General features: G+C 66.8%; 16 protein-coding genes and 1 other RNA gene. 10 read left to right on the top strand and 7 right to left on the bottom strand.

What is annotated here, in order from left to right; genetic code table 11:
- Positions 1-125: 125 nt before the first annotated feature.
- Positions 126-917: an inositol monophosphatase family protein gene (locus A8950_RS01380; protein WP_243735494.1), complete on the bottom strand. Its 792-nt coding sequence runs from the start codon at positions 915-917 to the stop codon at positions 126-128.
- Positions 918-940: 23 nt separating this feature from the next.
- On the bottom strand, positions 941-1,480 hold the full coding sequence (locus A8950_RS01375; RefSeq protein ID WP_243735493.1) for a c-type cytochrome: 540 nt from the start codon (positions 1,478-1,480) through the stop codon (positions 941-943).
- Between the two features lie 328 nt (positions 1,481-1,808).
- On the opposite strand from A8950_RS01375, the gene A8950_RS01370 reads away from it, so the two are divergent.
- Both A8950_RS01370 and A8950_RS01365 read left to right on the top strand, forming a co-directional pair.
- Complete coding sequence (locus A8950_RS01370; RefSeq protein ID WP_133611707.1) at positions 1,809-2,582, top strand: 3-deoxy-manno-octulosonate cytidylyltransferase; 774 nt, start codon at positions 1,809-1,811, stop codon at positions 2,580-2,582.
- 56 nt (positions 2,583-2,638) lie between these two features.
- A complete protein-coding gene (locus tag A8950_RS01365; RefSeq protein WP_133611706.1) occupies positions 2,639-3,490 on the top strand; it encodes a prephenate dehydratase in 852 nt (283 codons plus the stop codon).
- A gap of 151 nt (positions 3,491-3,641) precedes the next feature.
- Here A8950_RS01365 and rnk read toward each other — a convergent pair whose 3' ends face one another.
- Positions 3,642-4,040 (bottom strand): nucleoside diphosphate kinase regulator, encoded by a 399-nt coding sequence (gene rnk / locus A8950_RS01360; protein WP_133611704.1) that lies wholly within the window; start codon positions 4,038-4,040, stop codon positions 3,642-3,644.
- Positions 4,041-4,345: 305 nt separating this feature from the next.
- Positions 4,346-5,206, bottom strand: coding sequence for a LysR substrate-binding domain-containing protein (locus A8950_RS01355; protein ID WP_166644938.1), 861 nt, complete (start codon positions 5,204-5,206; stop codon positions 4,346-4,348).
- Positions 5,207-5,304: 98 nt separating this feature from the next.
- Between A8950_RS01355 and A8950_RS01350 the strand changes: the two genes are divergently transcribed.
- Positions 5,305-5,898 carry a LysE family translocator gene (locus A8950_RS01350; RefSeq protein ID WP_133611701.1) on the top strand — a complete coding sequence of 198 codons (594 nt, stop codon included), beginning with the start codon at positions 5,305-5,307 and terminating at the stop codon, positions 5,896-5,898.
- A gap of 16 nt (positions 5,899-5,914) precedes the next feature.
- On the opposite strand, the gene A8950_RS01345 is transcribed toward A8950_RS01350, so the two are convergent.
- A complete protein-coding gene (locus tag A8950_RS01345) occupies positions 5,915-6,799 on the bottom strand; it encodes a TraB/GumN family protein (RefSeq protein WP_133611700.1) in 885 nt (294 codons plus the stop codon).
- A 17-nt stretch (positions 6,800-6,816) separates the two neighbouring features.
- On the bottom strand, positions 6,817-8,454 hold the full coding sequence (locus A8950_RS01340; RefSeq protein WP_133611698.1) for an ATP-binding protein: 1,638 nt from the start codon (positions 8,452-8,454) through the stop codon (positions 6,817-6,819).
- Positions 8,455-8,701: 247 nt separating this feature from the next.
- Between A8950_RS01340 and A8950_RS01335 the strand changes: the two genes are divergently transcribed.
- Positions 8,702-9,724, top strand: a complete 1,023-nt coding sequence (locus tag A8950_RS01335) for a pentapeptide repeat-containing protein (RefSeq protein ID WP_133611696.1) — start codon at positions 8,702-8,704, stop codon at positions 9,722-9,724.
- On the opposite strand, the gene nudC is transcribed toward A8950_RS01335, so the two are convergent.
- The gene (gene nudC, locus A8950_RS01330) at positions 9,721-10,638 is read right to left on the bottom strand and encodes an NAD(+) diphosphatase (RefSeq protein ID WP_133611695.1); all 918 of its coding nucleotides are present in this window, start codon (positions 10,636-10,638) and stop codon (positions 9,721-9,723) included. The two genes, A8950_RS01335 and nudC, sit on opposite strands and share 4 nt — an antisense overlap.
- Positions 10,639-11,036: 398 nt before the next feature.
- Here nudC and A8950_RS01325 point away from each other — a divergent pair, with 398 nt between their 5' ends.
- From A8950_RS01325 to A8950_RS01300, 6 genes are all read left to right on the top strand, one after another.
- Positions 11,037-11,777 carry a DUF6134 family protein gene (locus A8950_RS01325; protein WP_133611693.1) on the top strand — a complete coding sequence of 247 codons (741 nt, stop codon included), beginning with the start codon at positions 11,037-11,039 and terminating at the stop codon, positions 11,775-11,777.
- A gap of 111 nt (positions 11,778-11,888) precedes the next feature.
- Positions 11,889-11,987, top strand: an RNA gene (gene ffs / locus A8950_RS01320) — signal recognition particle sRNA small type.
- A gap of 167 nt (positions 11,988-12,154) precedes the next feature.
- Positions 12,155-13,996, top strand: coding sequence for a DNA polymerase III subunit gamma/tau (locus tag A8950_RS01315; protein WP_133611692.1), 1,842 nt, complete (start codon positions 12,155-12,157; stop codon positions 13,994-13,996).
- A complete protein-coding gene (locus A8950_RS01310; RefSeq protein WP_133611691.1) occupies positions 13,993-14,316 on the top strand; it encodes a YbaB/EbfC family nucleoid-associated protein in 324 nt (107 codons plus the stop codon). Before A8950_RS01315 ends, A8950_RS01310 begins: the two co-directional genes overlap by 4 nt.
- 76 nt (positions 14,317-14,392) lie before the next feature.
- The gene (gene recR / locus A8950_RS01305; protein ID WP_133611689.1) at positions 14,393-14,995 is read left to right on the top strand and encodes a recombination mediator RecR; all 603 of its coding nucleotides are present in this window, start codon (positions 14,393-14,395) and stop codon (positions 14,993-14,995) included.
- Between the two features lie 172 nt (positions 14,996-15,167).
- Positions 15,168-16,589: a DUF4139 domain-containing protein gene (locus A8950_RS01300; protein ID WP_208109696.1), complete on the top strand. Its 1,422-nt coding sequence runs from the start codon at positions 15,168-15,170 to the stop codon at positions 16,587-16,589.
- Positions 16,590-16,700: the final 111 nt, after the last annotated feature.

The raw sequence follows: 16,700 nt of genomic DNA, 5'->3' as shown, positions 1-16,700 counted from the left end.
AACGGCCCTTCCCTGGATCGGTCAAGCGACGCTCGTGCCGGCGTCCTGCCGGCGAGCATAGCGGCCCTCACCAAAGCCGTCATCCCCCGCGCGACGCCGGGACCCACGGTCTTTGGATGGCGCTGCTAGCGATTGAGGAGGTCGAGTGCCTGGTCGAGCACGCGCCGGTCGCCGGCCGCCACGACCTGGTCGCCGGAGCGGATGTCGAGCGCCTTGCCCTGCCAGTCGGTGATATAGGCGCCGGCGCCATCGAGGATCGGTACCAGGGCGAGGAAATCATAGAGGCCCAATTGCCGCTCGACCACGAGGTCGAGGAAGCCGCTGGCCAGCACCCCGTACTGGTAGCAATCGCCGCCGAAGGTCTGCGATTTGGTGGCCGCGGTGAGGGCGTCGAGGGTGGGGCGGAAGGGGCCGGCGAACATCAGCGGCAGCGCGCAGGAGAAATAGGCATCCTTCAGCGCGGCACAGGCGCGCGGGCGCACCGGTTCGCCGTTCAGTGTCGTGGGATGGCCGACGGCACCCAGCCAGGTGTCGCCCAGGATCGGCATGTCGATGACCCCCAGCACCGGCTTGCCGCCGCGGGTCAGGGCGATGAGGGTGCCGAACATCGGCCGCCCGGTGATGAAGGCGCGGGTCCCGTCCAGGGGGTCGAGCACCCAGACGAATTCGGCATCGGCGCGCTCGGGCCCGAATTCCTCGCCGATGATGCCGTGGTCCGGAAAGGCCGTGGCGATGGCGGCGCGCAGGGCCGATTCGCATTCGCGGTCGGCCTGGGTCACCGGGCTTTCATCGCTCTTGTCGAGGATATCGACCCGGGTGCGGTAATAGCGCCGGAGAATCGGCCGGCTGACCTCGGTCAGGCCGCGCGCGACTGACAGGAACTCGCCCGACAGGACTTCGCCAGCTTGCGCGGCCACGACCGGTTGCGCCCGCGACCGGCTTATTGCGGCAGGGCGATGGGGCTGTCGGCCTGGTCGCGCAGCCAGCGGATGAGGGCGGCGCGCTCCTCCGGCTTCTTGATGCCGGCGAAGGTCATCTTGGTGCCCGGCGCATAGCCCTTCGGGTTTTCCAGGAACTTGTCGAGATGCTCGAAATCCCAGGTGATGTTCAGGCCCTTGATCGCATCGGAATAGGCAAAGCCGTCCATATGGGCCGAATGGCCACCCACCGTGTTCCACAGATTCGGGCCGACCCGGTTGGGGCCGCCCTTTTCCGAGGTGTGGCAGGCCTTGCACTTGCCAAAGGCCTTCTCGCCGGCGGCGGGGTCGGCGCTGGCGATCAGCGGCATCATGTCGACCGGGGCGGCCGCTTCCTGGGTTGCGCCCTCGACGCCGCCCGCACCCTCGGCGGGTTCGCCGGCCACGGCGACGGAGGAGCCGGACGGCGTCCCGTAGATCATGTGCGTAGCGATGCCGACCGAGAGCGTCAGCAATCCGCCGACCAGGACCGCAGCGGCGATCTTGTTGGCTTCCAAGGACATTCCGTCATCCCTCATGGCTTGTGGCACCCCGGGTCCCGCAGCCGCCGATGTGTTCGGTCCGGCCTACCCCGATCCGGTGCGCCCTAACTTCTGGCGGTAAAGGGGTCAATTCGGCGCGGAATTTAACCGCTTCCGCCGCGCCTGTCCAATCTCCGGATGGCTCTCTTGACCGGAATATCGCGCCCGGCCGGCCGCAACCCGGCTGGAAAGTCGGGCTTGGTTTCCGGGCACTTAGCGGCATAATGTCGCGCCCCGGCGATGGCAGGCTGTCGGAAGCGGGGCCAAGGTCCTAAAGACCACCGATCACCCCGACCCGCCGGAACCCGTCATGACTGCCGATGCGCAACCCCAGAACCCCGTCATCCTGATCCCGGCCCGCCTCGCCTCGACCCGCCTGCCGAACAAGCCGCTGGCCGTGATCCACGGCGCGCCGATGATCGTCCATGTCTGGCGCCGGGCGATGGAGGCGGAACTGGGCCCGGTCTATGTCGCCTGCGCCGAACCGGAAATCCTCGCCGCGGTCGAGGCGGCGGGCGGCCAGGCGGTGCTGACCGATCCCGCCCACCCTTCCGGGTCCGACCGCATCTGCGCGGCGCTGTCGAAAATCGATCCCGGAAGGCGGCACGACGCCATCGTCAACCTGCAGGGCGATCTGCCCACCATCGACCCCGCCCTCATTCGCCGCGTCCTCGAACCTTTGCGCGATGCCGCTGTCGACATCGCCACCCTGGCGGTCGAGGTTACCGATGAGGCCGAGCGCCACAACCCGAATGTGGTGAAGGCGGTGGCGGCATTCCGACAAGAGGGCGGCGGCATCGCCCGCGCACTTTATTTCAGCCGGGCGACGGTGCCGGCGAATGCCGATGGCAAGGTGGGGCCGCATTACCACCATATCGGCCTCTACGCCTATCGCCGCGCGGCGCTGGAGCGCTTCGTTTCCCTGCCGCCGGGGATGCTCGAGCAGCGCGAGAAGCTGGAGCAATTGCGGGCGCTGGAGAACGGCATGCGCATCGATGTGGCGCGCGTTGACACCCTGCCGCTCGGTGTCGATACTCCGGCCGACCTCGAGCGCGCCCGCCTGCTGCTGGCGCCCGGATCCTAGACCTTCCTCCGCAACCGAGACCGCCCGATTTACAAAGATCGCCCCCTTTTCAGAGACTGGCCGTGACCCAGAACACCATCGCCTTCCAGGGCGTACCCGGCGCCTATTCCAACCTCGCCTGCCGCGCCGCCTATCCGGCGATGCAGACACTGCCCTGCGCCTCGTTCGAGGACATGTTTGCCGCCGTGCATGAGGGGCGCGCGCGCCTTGCCATGGTGCCGATCGAAAACTCGGTGGCGGGGCGCGTCGCCGATATCCACCATTTGCTGCCCGAATCCGGCCTCCACATCATCGCCGAGCATTTCCAGCGCGTGAACCACCAGCTGCTCGGGCTGAAGGGGACGACGCTGGCCGAGATCAAGACGGCGGCGAGCCATATCCAGGCGCTCAGCCAGTGCCGCAACAACCTGCGCGCGCTCGGCATCAGGCCGGTGGTGCATGCCGATACCGCCGGCGCCGCGGCCGAGGTGGCGCAGAAGGGCGACAGATCGATGGCGGCCATCGCCTCGACGCTGGCGGCCGAGACTTATGGCCTCGACATCCTCAAGGGCGACATGGAGGATGCCGAGCACAACACCACCCGCTTCGTCGTCATGGCGAAGGAGCCGATCGACCCAGATCCGGCAAAGGGACCAATCGTCACCAGCTTCGTCTTTCGCGTCCGCTCGGTGCCGGCGGCGCTCTACAAGGCGCTGGGCGGTTTCGCCACCAACGGCGTCAACATCACCAAGCTGGAGAGCTATATCCTCGACGGCCATTTCTCCTCGGCACAGTTCTATGCCGATATCGACGGCCATCCCGACCAGCGCGGCGTGCGCCTGGCGCTGGAGGAGCTTTCCTTCTTCTCGCGCGAGGTCCGCATCCTCGGCGTCTATCCCGCCTCGCCCTTCAGGCAGGGCCAGGGCTGATACGGGCGCGCGGGCTGAAGCAGGACCAGGTTTTCACGCCACTTGTCATCCCCCGCTTCAGGCGGGGGATCCGCGCGTTACTTTCCTTGGCTGCGGACAAACTCGTGGATGGCCCGACTGAATCGGGTCATGACAAAAGATCGTCGGGATCTTATGTCCCCCGCTCGAAGATGCGCGTCACGGTGAGGCGCCGCGTTTCGCCGGTGCGATCCTCGAAGGCGATCGACTGGCCGGCGGCAAGGCCGATGAGAGCGGCACCCACCGGCGTCAGCACCGAAATCTTCCAGGCGGCGATGTCCTGCGCCTCCGGATAGACCAGGGTGACGCGGCGTGTGGCACCGGTCGATTCGTCGCGATATTCCAGTTCCGTGTTCATGGTGACGATGTCGCGGCCGAGCTCGCTGTCGCTGGCGATGGTGGCGCGCTCCAGCTCGGTCAGCAGGTAATCGGCGACACCGGGCAGGTGCCGGTTGGCCTCGGCCAGATTGCTGAGCCTTGCATGCTCGGCTTCGGAAATGACGATGGGTGGCTGGTTGTCGTGGCGGATCATGGCGTGAACTCCGGAAGGCAAGGGGGATGTCGGGGGCGGCGCGCAGAAACGCAACCGCGTCGGTTCGGCATCGGGAGAATGAAAACGGGATTGGAGAAGCGGGGCCCCGGAGCCGGGACCGCCCGCGCTGTCAGTAAAGCGGCCGAATCCGGGGCTGGGAGCCCAGTTTGATGTGACCCGCGCGCATTTCCTGCGCGTGCGAGGGGGCACAATTATGTTGGCGACGCTGTTTCATGATGGAGATTAGATAGGGTGGCGGCAGCGCCTGTCAAGCCACGCTCGGGTCACAGTCCCGGGCCGGGGCGTCAGGCGAGTGCGGCGAGAATGCAGGCGCTCATCGAATCGATGGCGGGACTACTCGCGCGCTCGCGCCGCACCAGGCAAAGATCCAGCACCGGCAGCCTGCGGAAACCCAGCCGCGCATCGAGGAGACGCAGGTTTTCAGGCACGCTGGAGCGCGGCAGGGCGGCCACGGCAAGCCCCGCCTGCACCACCGCGAGCAGGCCGGCGAGATTGGGCGAGGCATAGGCGATGCGATAGCGCCGCTTCGCCTTGTCGAGGGCCCGCTCCACCACATCGCGGGCCCAGCAATCCGGCTGGAACACCGCGACCGGCAGCGGGTCGCTGTCCCAGCCGGAAGAAATGCGCGCAGCCGCCCAGACCAGCGGCTCGCGCCGCACCAATTGCCCGCGCGGGCGCCCCGGCAGATGCGTGATGATGGCAAGGTCGAGCTGCCCACCTTTGAGGAGCGGCAGCAGCTGCGCGCTGGGGGCACAGGTGATCTCCACCTCGATGCGGGGATGTTCGACGGCCAGCCGCGCCAGAATCGGCTGCAGCACACCGGTCGCATAATCATCGGGAATGCCGAAGCGCACGCGGCCCAGCGCGGCTTCCGGGGCAAAGGCGGCGCGCGCCTCCTCCTCCAGCACCAGCAAACGGCGGGCATAGTCCAGCAGCATCTCGCCTTCGGGAGTGAGGCGCACCGGCGGCCGATCGCGGGTGAAGAGGCGTCCGCCGACGATCTCCTCCAGCCGGCCGATCTGCATGCTGACGGCCGAGGGCGAGCGGCCGACCGCTTCGGCCGCCGCGCGGAAACTGCCGGCGGCGACGATGGCGGCAAAGCTGCGCAGCAGATCAAGCTCGAGCGGACGCCGACTCTTGTTCATTTTTTCTGCACGGACATTCATTTCATTCAATTTGCCTGATGCAGCGTGGCACTGCAAGTTTGCCGCCGCCCGACAGATGGCTGGCGAGGAGGCGGATCATGTGGGAACTGGTGCTGACCCTGGTGCCCTTTGCCGTTTCAATGGCGGCGACACCGGGTCCCAACAATGTGCTGGTGGCGGCAAGTGCCGCCAATTTCGGCGTGCGCCGCACCCTGCCGGCGGTGCTGGGCGTGGTAGCCGGTTTCGGGCTGATGATCCTGCTGGTGGGATTGGGCCTCGGCGCGGTGCTGGAGCACTATCCGGCGGTCCATGAGGCCCTGCGCTATCTGGGGGCGGCCTATCTCCTTTATCTCGCCTGGCGTATCGCCACGGCCACGGGCGGCGGCGCCCTGGCCGCCGGCGCGCGGCCGCCGGGCCTGGTCGAGGCGGCACTCTTCCAATGGGTCAATCCGAAGGCCTGGATCGTGGCCCTGGGGGCGATCGCCACCTTTACCGTGGCCGGGGAAAATCTCGCCTGGCAGGCGCTGGTGATAGCGCTGGTCTTTGTTGCCGTGGCCCTGCCCTCGGTCGGTGCCTGGGCCCTCATCGGCGCCGGTGCTGCGCGCCTCCTAGCCACCCCGGCCCGCCTGCGCTGGTTCAACTATGCCATGGCGGCCCTGCTGGTGCTGTCGATCGCGACGCTGTTCAGCTGAGGCGCTGCGACAGCGGTCAGTGCCGCGTCACCTGGATGCCGCGCGCCTCCAGCATCGCGGGGACGCTCTCGGTACCGACCAGATGCGCCGCCCCGACGGCAATGAAATGCGTGCCGCTGCCCGACAGGATCTCGGCGATGCGCTCGGTCCAGGCGCGGTTGCGGCGGACAATCATGGCGTCATAGAATTCCGGCACACGGGTGCGCATCTCCGCGACGGTCAGCCGGTCGATCGCCGCCACATCGCCCTTCTCCCACATGGCGACCATCTCGTCGATATGGCCCTTGCCCGCCTCGATATCGGCCAGGGTCATGCGCAGGAATTCAAGCTCGCCCTCGGGCGACAGCGAGGCCAGGATGCTGATCTGCTCCTCCGCCGTCTCGAACGCCTTGACCGGCTTCTCTGCCTGCAGCGCTTCCTGCTCGAAACTGGCATCGGCGCCGGATTCCGTCTCGAAGCCGGCCTGCATCGCGGGGACCATCGAGATGGTGAGGGCGGCTAGCCAGGGGCGGAAGGGCTGCACGCCCACCCAGGGCATGCCGATCGCCGCCACCGCTTCGGTCAGCTGGCGGCGCTCGGTTTCGTTCAGCTTGCGCCACAGCGGATTCTTGGGGTCGAGGCCGTATTTGATGACCAGGTTCTGCATCAACAGCGCGTCATCGAGGCCGGTCACTTCCAGCCACAATTCCTCGCTGGCTTCGAAGGCCGCGGCGATCTTGGGCGTCTTCCAGTCGCTTTCGGCGGGCAGCAAATGGAAGGTGCCGATGAAATAGACGGTGGAGTCATCATCCGACGCCACCCACATGGCCGGTTCGGCGCGGGCGGGCCATGCTGCGGCGAGGCCGAGAAGCAGGGCCAGCAGGGGAAAGAGGCGGGTCAACTGGCGTACCGGTGAAATCATGGGCTCGATCAGGATTTTCAGTTCTGGCGGCGCCAGCGCCTGACGATCTCGGTCAAATCGGCGGCGGTCAGCTGGTCCTCCTGCCAGGCGGTGGCGAAGGGGGCGGTGCGGCTGTGCGGCTGGTGCTCGTCGGCCAGGCGGTCGAAATCGATCCGCGTCGGCAGGGCGACACCCTCGCCCACCGCGATCGCCTGGCCGTTGCGCAGGCTCGGCAGCTCGCCCATCAATCCGTGGCTGGATTCGGGCAGGGCGGCGGCGAGGAATTCCTGATCCTTCTGGCTGGTCATGCGGAGCGCGAAGATGGTGCTGCACTGGCTGAGCACGGTGGTGGCGAGCTCGGACGGGCGCTGGCTGATGAGACAGAGCGAGACGCCGTATTTGCGCCCCTCCTTGGCGATGCGCGAGAGGGCGCGCTTGGTCGGTTCGAAACCGGCGCGCTCGTCCTCCGGCGCATAGCGGTGCGATTCCTCGCAAACCAGCAGGATCGGCGCCTTCTGCTCGTTCCAGAGGGCAAAATCGAAGCTCATGCGGCAGAGCAGCGAGACGACCACGTTGAGGATCTCGGCCGGGACACCCGAGGTATCCAGCACGGTCACCGGCCGGCCGGCCACGGGGACGCGGAACAGGCGGCCCAGGATCTTCGCCATGGAATCCCGCGTGATGAGGCCCTGCAGGGCGGCGGTACCGCCACCCATGCCGCTGCCGCCGGGAAACATGAAGGCCAGGCGCCGGTCCTGCTGCATCGCCTGGAACCGTTCCTTGATGCGGTGATAGGCCGCCATGTCGGACGGGCGGTCGAGCTTGCCCTGTGCCGCATCGATGATCTTGGCGACATCGGACAGGCGATAGGGCACCGGCGTATCGATGGTGATGGCAAGGGCCGCTTCCGGATCGGGGGCGAGGTTGCGCTTCGCCTCGGTCACGATCTGGTTGAGGATGACCGCGTCGGCGTCGGGCTGCGGCGAGCCGGTGCCGATCACCATCTCGCGCAGCTCCTCGAAATTGAGCAGCCAATAGGGCAGCTCCAGATCCTGCGGCGTCACGATCTCGGCTTGGCCCGGAAAGGCGGTGGCGTATTCGTTGTGCGGGTCGAGGATGACGATATGCGCCGCCGGATGCCGGCCGAGGATCGCGCGGAGGATCGTGGTGATGGCGCAGGACTTGCCTGCACCCGTGGTGCCGAGCACGGCGAAATGCTTGCCCAGCAGTTCGGCCGGCTGGATCACGGCGGGAATGCTGGGATCCTGGTGCAGCGAGCCGATGCGCGCCCCGTCTTCCTGTCGCCCGGGCCGGGTAAAGACACGCCGGAGGTCCTCGCCATCGGCGGCGATCAGCGGATCGTCGAGGGAGGGATAGGTGGCGACGCCACGCTGGAAGACGGCACGCGCGCCCTGGCGGTGGTCGATCTCGCCCACCACTTCCAGTTCCACCCGCCGCACTTCCACCCCGGCCGTCGACGGTACGTCGATCGACAGTCCGGTGACGAAGCCGAAGACGGTCGAATTGGCGGTCGCGATCTTGACCAGCTCGCCCACTCTGGGCGTCTTCTTGCCCTCGAGCAGGCCGGTGATGCGCGTGCCGGAAACAGCGATCACACGACCGAAACGGGTATCCGTCTGCGCGGCCGGCTTGGCATCCGGGGTCATCTGGTTCATCGGCTATCCTGTTGCGGGAAAGGCCAGTGTACTGAAAGCCGATCCACTCGTAACGCCTTCTGATCTGCATCACAACATTGGGTATTTAGGCATTATTTTGGTAAAACACACAATGTTGTAGGCTCGCCAACTCTGTGTTATCTCCGCCCGCACATGCGAAAAAAGCTGCGTTTCAAATACAGAAATTGACAGGGTTACCGCCACGCCTGTTTCGGCCGCGACCGGCCGCCAAGGATCGACCCGCACCATGCCCAAGAAGCCGCCCGCCCAGGACAACCGCACCATTGCCAATCTGCGCATCACCCGCGAGGCGCTGCAGAAGCTGGCCAAACTGCATGTCGATTGGGTCGTGGGACGCCCCAGCGGCAAGCGCGCCATGCTGGAGAAATGCGATCTCACCGGCCTTGATTTCAGCCACATGAACTTCTCCGACGCCGTCTTCCTGGAATGCCGCTTCGATGACGGCGAGGGGCGCGGCGCGAAATTCGTCGGCGCCATCCTGCGCGGCTCGTCCTTCGACCGGGCCGATCTCACCAGCGCCGATTTCCAGCGCGCCGATCTCCGGAGCGTCTCGTTCCAGGACGCCAATATGGAAGCCGTGACGCTGGACCGCTCCGACATGCGCCAGGATGTGCACAGCGACAAGCCCAGCTCGTTCAAGGGGGCAACACTGACACGCGCCAATTTCGCCGAATCGAAACTGAAGAATGCCGATTTCACCGGTGCACTTCTGGCCAAGGCGAACCTGACGGGGGCCGATCTGCGCGGCGCCTCGTTCCGCAACGCCGAGCTTTCCGATACCAATGTCGCCGGCGCGCAGATGACCGACAGCGATTTCTCCGGCGCCGTCCTCGACAAGAGCATGGATGGCAAGATCGACATGACCCGCACCAAGGCACCCAGCCTGAAGCGGATCGACCGCCGCCAGCTTGAAGACATGCTGCGCCAGCACGATCACTGGGTGAGCACGCTGGGCGAGGAGGGCGAGCGGGCGATCCTTGCTGGCTGCGACCTCTCCGGTTTCGATCTCTCCGGCCGCAATCTGGCGCTGGTCGATTTCAGCGGCGCGCAGCTGGCCGAAACCCGCATGGAAGGCGCCTGGCTGATGGCCGCGATCTTTCGCGACGCCAACCTTGCCCGGGCGCGCCTGCGTGCCGCCGATCTGCGTGGCGCCGATTTCCGCGAGGCGCAGAAGCGCGGCCTCGACGTCACCGATTGCGAGATCGGCAAGCTGCCCGATGTCGACCTGGCGACGCGCGGCCTCGGCTAGAGCCTCAGCCAATCCTCGATCAGGCGGCGCGAGATGGAATCGGTGCGCGGCAGGCGGAAGGTGGCATCCTCCGGCGAATTGAGGAGATCGAGGCGCGTCATCCAGCGCGCCTCCTCGATCTCGCCATCCTGCAAATGCAGCGTCTCGTCATCGGCCTCGGCGGTGAAGCCCAGCATCAATGACGCCGGGAAGGGCCAGGGCTGCGAGGCGAAATAGCGCACATTGCGCACCCGCACCCCGACCTCCTCCAGCACCTCGCGGATCACCGCGTCCTCCAGGCTCTCGCCCGGCTCGACGAAGCCGGCCAGCACCGAATGCATGCCCTGGGGCCACATCGCCTGGCGCGCCATCAGGATGCGGTTGCCGCAGGTGACGCGCATGATGACGGCGGGATCGGTGCGCGGGAACTGGACCGTCGAGCAGGCCTGGTCGGTGCATTGCCGCTGGTGGCCGGCGGCCTTCACCTCGGTCGGTGCACCGCAGGTGCCGCAATAGCGATGCCGCTGGTGCCAATAGGCGAGGCCGCGGGCATAGGCGAGCAGCGCGCCCTCGCGCTGCGGCATCAGCGCGCCGATGGCGCGCAATTCCTGAAACTCGCCGAGGGTGGCAGCGCTCTGTTCGTCGAGGCTGGATAGATCGAGCGCAAAATGGGCGACCTCGCCATCGACGCCGAGCAGGATGATAGTCTCGGCCCGGGCCACCAGATCGGCGTGCTGCCGGGCATCGAGCGCCATCGCCCGCGGCACACCCAGGCCGTGGCCGGACCCCACTTCATGGGCAATGAGATGGCGCATGTGCCAAAGCGGATAGAGGCGCGAACTGGGATCGCGCAGGCGCTCCCGCAGCCAGATCTGGTCCTCGCGGCGATCCGCACGGCGGTCGAAATCGCCGGTCGCATAAAACAGGGTCTGCATCTCAGTCTTCGGCCAGAAGATACTCGGTTGGAAACTACTCGGTCTGGAAATCGGGTGCGGCGCCCGGCGGCCGCTGCCGGCGGGGCCGGTCGGCGCGATCATAAGCGCCGCCGCCGCGGCGCCAAACGGATTCTTCGCCACCCCGCCGGCGCTGCCGCCGGGCCGACGGGCGTGTTGCAGCGCGGCCTGGCCCTGTTGCCGAAAAGTGACATTTTTTCAGCACCTTGCCTTGCTGGCCCGAGGTGTTGCAGGATGCCCCCCGACTGCCCATATCAGGGCGGCATTTACCATTGCCGATTTGACTTTGGCCGATCCTTTCGGATCATGGAGTGAGCCTCGGCCGGCATCGGCAGAAGAACCGGCAGCAAGTTTCGCAGCGAGATTCAGGGAGTGAAGCCATGACCGTCACGCGGCCAGACAATCGGCCAGTTGCGCGCAGGCTCGTCACGCGCCGGCGCATCCTCATCGCCGCTCCAACCATCATCGGCCTTGCCGCCGCCGGGCGCCTCCTCGGTGGCGCCAGGCCGGCTCATGCCGCCCAGGGCTTTCCCTTTGCCCCGCCGGCTGGCCGCTTCATCTACACCATCACCCGCGATGGCGATCCCATCGGCACGCAGAAGCTGGAGTTCAGCGCGGCTGGCGATGACGGCCTGCTGGTGGTGACCGATGTCAGCATCGATGTCCGCGTGCTTGGCCTCAGCTTCTACAAATTCACCCAGAATATCGAGGAGCGCTGGCAGGGCGGGCTGCTGCAATCGCTGGTTTCGAAGACCAATGACGATGGCGACGAACGCCTCGTCGAACTGGCGCGCGAGGGCGACCGCCTCAAGGGGCATTACAACAAGAAGGCGCGCGACGTCGATGGCAACCTCATTCCCTCCACCCTGTGGCATCCCGACGCCGTCAACCAGACCGCCGTGCTCGACACGGTGCGCGCCCGGGTCCATCAGGTGAAGGTGACCGACAAGGGCGAGGTGGCGCTGGTGCTGCCGATCGGCCAGCAGGACGCCCGCCGCTACGGCTTCACCGGCGAACTCAACCGCGATGTCTGGTATGGCGAGGATGCGACCATCCTTGCCGCCGAGATGAAGGCCAAGGACAGTTCCACCATCCGCCAGCAATTGCTGGACCGGGTATGAGGCGGCCAGTTTCAGGCCTAACGGCCTGAACAGGCAAAAGAAACGGGCTGGCCGCCAGCGCGGCAAAAGGCCCTTGCGCGGGCCGGGCGGAATCCTGCTATAACCCGGCCCGGGAGGTTGGCGGCGGACGTACGTCTCGCCAACCCGGTCAGGTCCGGAAGGAAGCAGCCGTAACGAGTTTCCGTGCGGGTTGCTGTCCAGCCTCCCACCCATTCCCCGCATGTGATTTTCCTGGGCTTGATTTTACCGGGCTTGATTTTCCGGGGGCATGATTCCGACCCGCGACGCTGCAATCGCTGGCGCCCCACCCCGCTTTTTTGCTACCAAGCGGGGGTGATGATCATCTTCTCCCCCCAGCCCGCCGGTCAGGCCTGCGCATGAGCGAATCCGAGCGCCCGCTTCAGCCTCAGAATGGTGACGGCGACGGCCATTACCGGGTGCTGGCGCGGAAGTACCGGCCGAGCGATTTTTCCGGCCTCGTCGGCCAGGACGCGCTGGTCCGCACCCTGACCAATGCCATCGCCAAGGACCGCCTCGCGCATGGCTTCATGCTGACCGGGGTGCGCGGTGTCGGCAAGACCACGACGGCGCGCATCCTCGCCCGCGCCTTCAATTGCGTCGGGCCAGACGGGAAGGGCGGCCCCACCGCCAGTCCCTGCGGGCAATGCGAGCATTGCCTTGCCATCGCCGAGGACCGCCATGTCGATGTCATCGAAATGGACGCCGCCAGCCGCACCGGCGTGGGCGACATCCGCGAGCTTATTGAAGGTGTGCGCTATCGCCCGATCAGTGCGCGCTTCAAGATCTACATCATCGACGAAGTGCACATGCTGTCCAACAACGCTTTCAACGCGTTGCTGAAGACGCTGGAGGAACCGCCCGCGCATGTGAAGTTCATCTTCGCCACGACCGAGATCCGCAAGGTTCCGGTGACGGTGCTCTCGCGCTGCCAGCGCTTCGACCTCAGGCGCATCGAGGCCGATGTGCTGGCGGCGCATTTCGCGAGGATCGTCGCTGCCGAAAAGGTGGCGGTGGAGCCTGCGGCACTTGCCCTCATCGCCCGCGCCGCCGACGGCTCGGCGCGCGACGGCCTCTCGCTCCTCGACCAGGCGATCGCCATGGCCGAGGGCGGCGTCACGGAAGCGCAGGTGCGCGAGATGCTGGGCCTCGCCGACCGCACGCAGCTCTTCGATCTGTTCGAGGCGGTGATGGCGGGCAAGGCCGATGCGGCGCTCGACCAGCTCGGCGCCATGTACCGCGCCGGCGCCGATCCCATCGTCGTGCTGCAGGACCTGCTCGACCTCACCCATTTCCTGACGCGGGCCAAGATCTCGGCCGAGGTGCTCGCCCAGCCAACCCTGCCGGAGGCGGAGCGGAAGCGCGGCGCTGATCTCAGCCAGCGCCTCTCCATGCCGGTTCTGGCGCGGAGCTGGCAGATGCTGCTGAAGGGTCTCGGCGAGGCGCAGGCGGCGCCCCAGGCTCTGGCCGCCGCCGAGATGGCGCTCATCCGCCTCATCTATGTGGCCGATCTGCCGCCACCTGCCGATCTGATGAAGCGCCTGCAGCAGGGCGGCGCGCCCGCCGGCCAGCTGCCTGCCCCCGGCAACGGCCCGCGCAACGGGAATGCCGGCGGCAATGTCGCAGGACATGCCAGTGCCGTCGCTACATCCTTCGTCGGCGCCGGCAGCAGCGACGGCCCGCGCGCCCTGATGCGCGCGGCGCCGGCACAAGATCCGGCGATGCCGGCGCAGCCGCAGCTGGCCGACCCCAGAAGCTTCGACGAGGTGGTGGCCCTGGTGCGCGCCAGGCGCGAGGCGATCCTGCTGTCGCATCTGTTGTCGGATGTGCATCTGGTCAGCTTCGAGTCAGGCCGCATCGAGTTCCGTCCCGGCCCGAAGGCGCCGCCGGGCCTTGCCGCCAAGCTCGCCGCCTGTCTCTTCGACTGGACCGGGCGGCGCTGGATGGTGGCGCTCTCCAGTGCGGCGGGCGAGGCGACGCTGAAGGAACAGGCCGCCGCCGCCATTGCCGAGAAGAAGCGCCAGGCGGCGGAACATCCGCTGGTCCAGGCGGTGCTCAAGGCCTTTCCCGGCGCCAGCATCGACGCGGTCCGCGACCTCGCCGACCAGGCGCCGGCCGAGTCGCCAGATCCGGGCGATCCGGGCGACGCCGCGGCCACGGGCGGCGACAGCGACTTCACCAATGGAGATGACGAGTCATGAAGAACCTGGGCGCGATGATGAAGCAGGCTCAGCAGATGCAATCCAAGATGGCCGAGATGCAGGCGGCGCTGGAGCAGGCCGAGGTGACCGGCCAGTCCGGCGGCGGCATGGTCAGCATCGTCATGACCGCCAAGGGCGAGCCGAAGCAGGTCAAGATCGATCCTGCTCTGGTCAACCCGGCGGAAGTCGAGGTGCTGGAGGATCTGATCGTGGCGGCCCTGCGCGATGCCCGCGCCAAGGCCGACAAGCATATCGCCGAGGAAATGGCCAACGTCACCGGCGGCATGTCGCTGCCGCCCGGCCTGAAGCTGCCGTTCTGAGCTGCATTCCCTCCCGTCTGATGTTGATCGCCGGCGCTCCCACGCCCTGCCCCTGCCGTCGCAGGTTTCCGCCCGCATGAACGATATCGAGAAACTCATCCAGATCATGGGCCGGCTGCCGGGCCTGGGACCGCGTTCGGCGCGGCGGGCTGTGCTGCACCTGATGAAGAAGCGCGATTCCCTGCTGCAGCCCCTCATCGCCGCCCTCGATGACGTGCACCGGAATGTCCGCAGCTGCGGCATCTGCGGCAATCTCGACGCCGCCGACCCCTGCGCCATCTGCCGCGATTCCGCGCGCGATGCGGGGGCACTCTGCGTCGTTGCCGATGTCGCCGATCTCTGGGCGCTGGAGCGGATCGGCATCTTCAAGGGCCGCTATCATGTGCTGGGCGGCGTGCTCTCCGCCCTCGACGGGGTGGGGCCGGAGCAATTGGCGATCGCCCCGCTGCTGCGGCGGATCGAGGCCGGCGGCATCAGCGAGGTGATCCTCGCCCTGGGTGCCACGGTGGACGGCCAGACTACCGCGCATTATCTCGCCGACCGCCTGCAGGGGCTGGATCTCGCCGGCGGCCGCCTCACCATCTCGCGCCTCGCCCATGGCGTGCCCGTCGGGGGCGAACTCGACTATCTCGATGACGGCACCCTGATCCAGGCCCTGAAGGCGCGGCAGAAGCTATAGGCCGACCCGCCATCGAAAATCCCGGCCCGGTCCGTGACCGATCTCACAGCCTTGTGACAGGGCATCTTGAGACGGCCGGCCGCGCGTCATAGTCTTGCCCCATTCGGCCGCCAGTTTGACCCCTGTTCTACCTATGGTCGTCACCCGGCCATCATGTAAAGGACCACATCCCATGCGCTCCATCCTTTTTGCCGGCACCGCGCTGGCCCTGGCGCTTGCGGCCAACGCCGCCGCCGCCGAAACCGCCGTCACGACCGAGACGCAGACCGGCATCGCCGTCACCATCTACAACCAGGACCTGGCGCTCATTCGCGATTCGCGCACGGTCGCGGTGACACTGGGCGAAAACGACCTCGCCTTCATCGACGTCTCGGCCGGCATGCGCCCGGAAACGGCGCTGATCAATTCAGGCGGCGGCGTGCTCGACATCGTCGAGCAGAATTTCGATTTCGACCTGCTGACGCCGGAAAAGCTGCTGGAGAAATCGGTGGGCCAGACCATCCGCGTCATCCGCACAAACCCCACTACCGGCGAGGATTCGACCGAGGAGGCGGAGGTGCTCTCGGTCATCGGCGGGCAGGCGGTCTTGCGGATCGGCGACCGCATCGAGACGGCCGTGCCCGGGCGCCTGGTCTATAGCGGCGTTCCCGCCAATCTCCGCGCCCGCCCCACCCTGGTGGTGAAGGCCGAGAGCAGCACCGGCGGCTCGGTCGCGGTCGACCTCTCCTATCTCAGCCGCGGCCTCTCCTGGAGCGCCGATTACGTGATGGATTTGGCGCCGGACGAGAAGACGGTGGCGCTCAACGGCTGGGTCACGCTGACCAACCAGAGCGGCATCACCTACAACAATGCCAAGCTGCAGCTGGTGGCGGGCGACGTCAACCAGGTCCGCGATATGATGACGCGCGACGTGATGATGGCGGCGGTACCGGCGGCGGAGCTTGGCGGGGCCGCCAAGATGACGCAGGAGGCGGCGTTCGAATACCACCTCTATTCCCTCGGCCGGCCGACCACGCTCAAGGAGAACCAGACCAAGCAGGTCGCCATGCTGGCCGCCACGGAGGTGCCGGTGGAAAAGCAGTATCTCATCGCCAACAGCGCCAATATCTGGGGCAATTACGGCTACAATTTCGGCGAGGCGCCGCGCCAGAACGCGACCGTGAAGCTGAAACTGAAGAACGAGGAGGCGTCGCGCCTCGGCATGCCGCTGCCCGGCGGCGTCATCCGCGTCTACAAGAAGGACAGCGACGGCGATGCCATCTTTGTCGGCGAGGATCGCATCGAGCACACGCCGAAGAACGAGCGGGTCGATCTGACCCTCGGCCAGGCCTTCGACATCACCGCGCGCGCCAAGCAGAAATCCCACGCGCGCCTGGCCGACAATCTCTACGAGAACGGCTACGAGATCGAGATCAAGAACGCGAAGTCCGAGGCCGTCACCATCGACCTGCGCGAGGCGTTGCCCGGCGAATGGCAGATCCTCGAGGAATCGCTGCCCCACGAGAAGCTCGATGCCAACACCGCGGCCTGGAAGGTCGAGGTGCCGGCCGAAGGAACCACCACCCTCACCTACAAGGTGCGGATCAAGTTCTAAGGCTAAGGCCACTGAACCCATTCAGTGTCATCCCCCGCGAAGGCGGGGGATCCACGAGTTGCTTTCTTCAGGTTTCAATAAACTCGTGGATGGCCCGCCTTCGCGGGCCAT

Origin of the sequence: Dongia mobilis (assembly GCF_004363235.1) — a bacterium.
In the GTDB taxonomy this organism is placed as follows: Bacteria; Pseudomonadota; Alphaproteobacteria; order Dongiales; family Dongiaceae; genus Dongia; species Dongia mobilis.
Note: the sequence above shows the minus strand (reverse complement) of the source record. Positions and strands in the feature narration are given on the sequence as shown.

Bases quoted from the DNA above. Each gene is read 5' to 3' on its own strand.
- A8950_RS01350 (WP_133611701.1), top strand. From the start codon at position 5,305: ATGTGGGAACTGGTGCTGACCCTGGTGCCCTTTGCCGTTTCAATGGCG.
- A8950_RS01325 (WP_133611693.1), top strand. From the start codon at position 11,037: ATGACCGTCACGCGGCCAGACAATCGGCCAGTTGCGCGCAGGCTCGTC.
- A8950_RS01345 (WP_133611700.1), bottom strand. From the start codon at position 6,799: ATGATTTCACCGGTACGCCAGTTGACCCGCCTCTTTCCCCTGCTGGCC.
- A8950_RS01335 (WP_133611696.1), top strand. From the start codon at position 8,702: ATGCCCAAGAAGCCGCCCGCCCAGGACAACCGCACCATTGCCAATCTG.
- A8950_RS01315 (WP_133611692.1), top strand. From the start codon at position 12,155: ATGAGCGAATCCGAGCGCCCGCTTCAGCCTCAGAATGGTGACGGCGAC.
- A8950_RS01310 (WP_133611691.1), top strand. From the start codon at position 13,993: ATGAAGAACCTGGGCGCGATGATGAAGCAGGCTCAGCAGATGCAATCC.
- A8950_RS01355 (WP_166644938.1), bottom strand. From the start codon at position 5,206: ATGAACAAGAGTCGGCGTCCGCTCGAGCTTGATCTGCTGCGCAGCTTT.
- A8950_RS01375 (WP_243735493.1), bottom strand. From the start codon at position 1,480: ATGTCCTTGGAAGCCAACAAGATCGCCGCTGCGGTCCTGGTCGGCGGA.
- A8950_RS01300 (WP_208109696.1), top strand. From the start codon at position 15,168: ATGCGCTCCATCCTTTTTGCCGGCACCGCGCTGGCCCTGGCGCTTGCG.
- A8950_RS01340 (WP_133611698.1), bottom strand. From the start codon at position 8,454: ATGAACCAGATGACCCCGGATGCCAAGCCGGCCGCGCAGACGGATACC.
- A8950_RS01370 (WP_133611707.1), top strand. From the start codon at position 1,809: ATGACTGCCGATGCGCAACCCCAGAACCCCGTCATCCTGATCCCGGCC.
- recR (WP_133611689.1), top strand. From the start codon at position 14,393: ATGAACGATATCGAGAAACTCATCCAGATCATGGGCCGGCTGCCGGGC.
- nudC (WP_133611695.1), bottom strand. From the start codon at position 10,638: ATGCAGACCCTGTTTTATGCGACCGGCGATTTCGACCGCCGTGCGGAT.
- rnk (WP_133611704.1), bottom strand. From the start codon at position 4,040: ATGATCCGCCACGACAACCAGCCACCCATCGTCATTTCCGAAGCCGAG.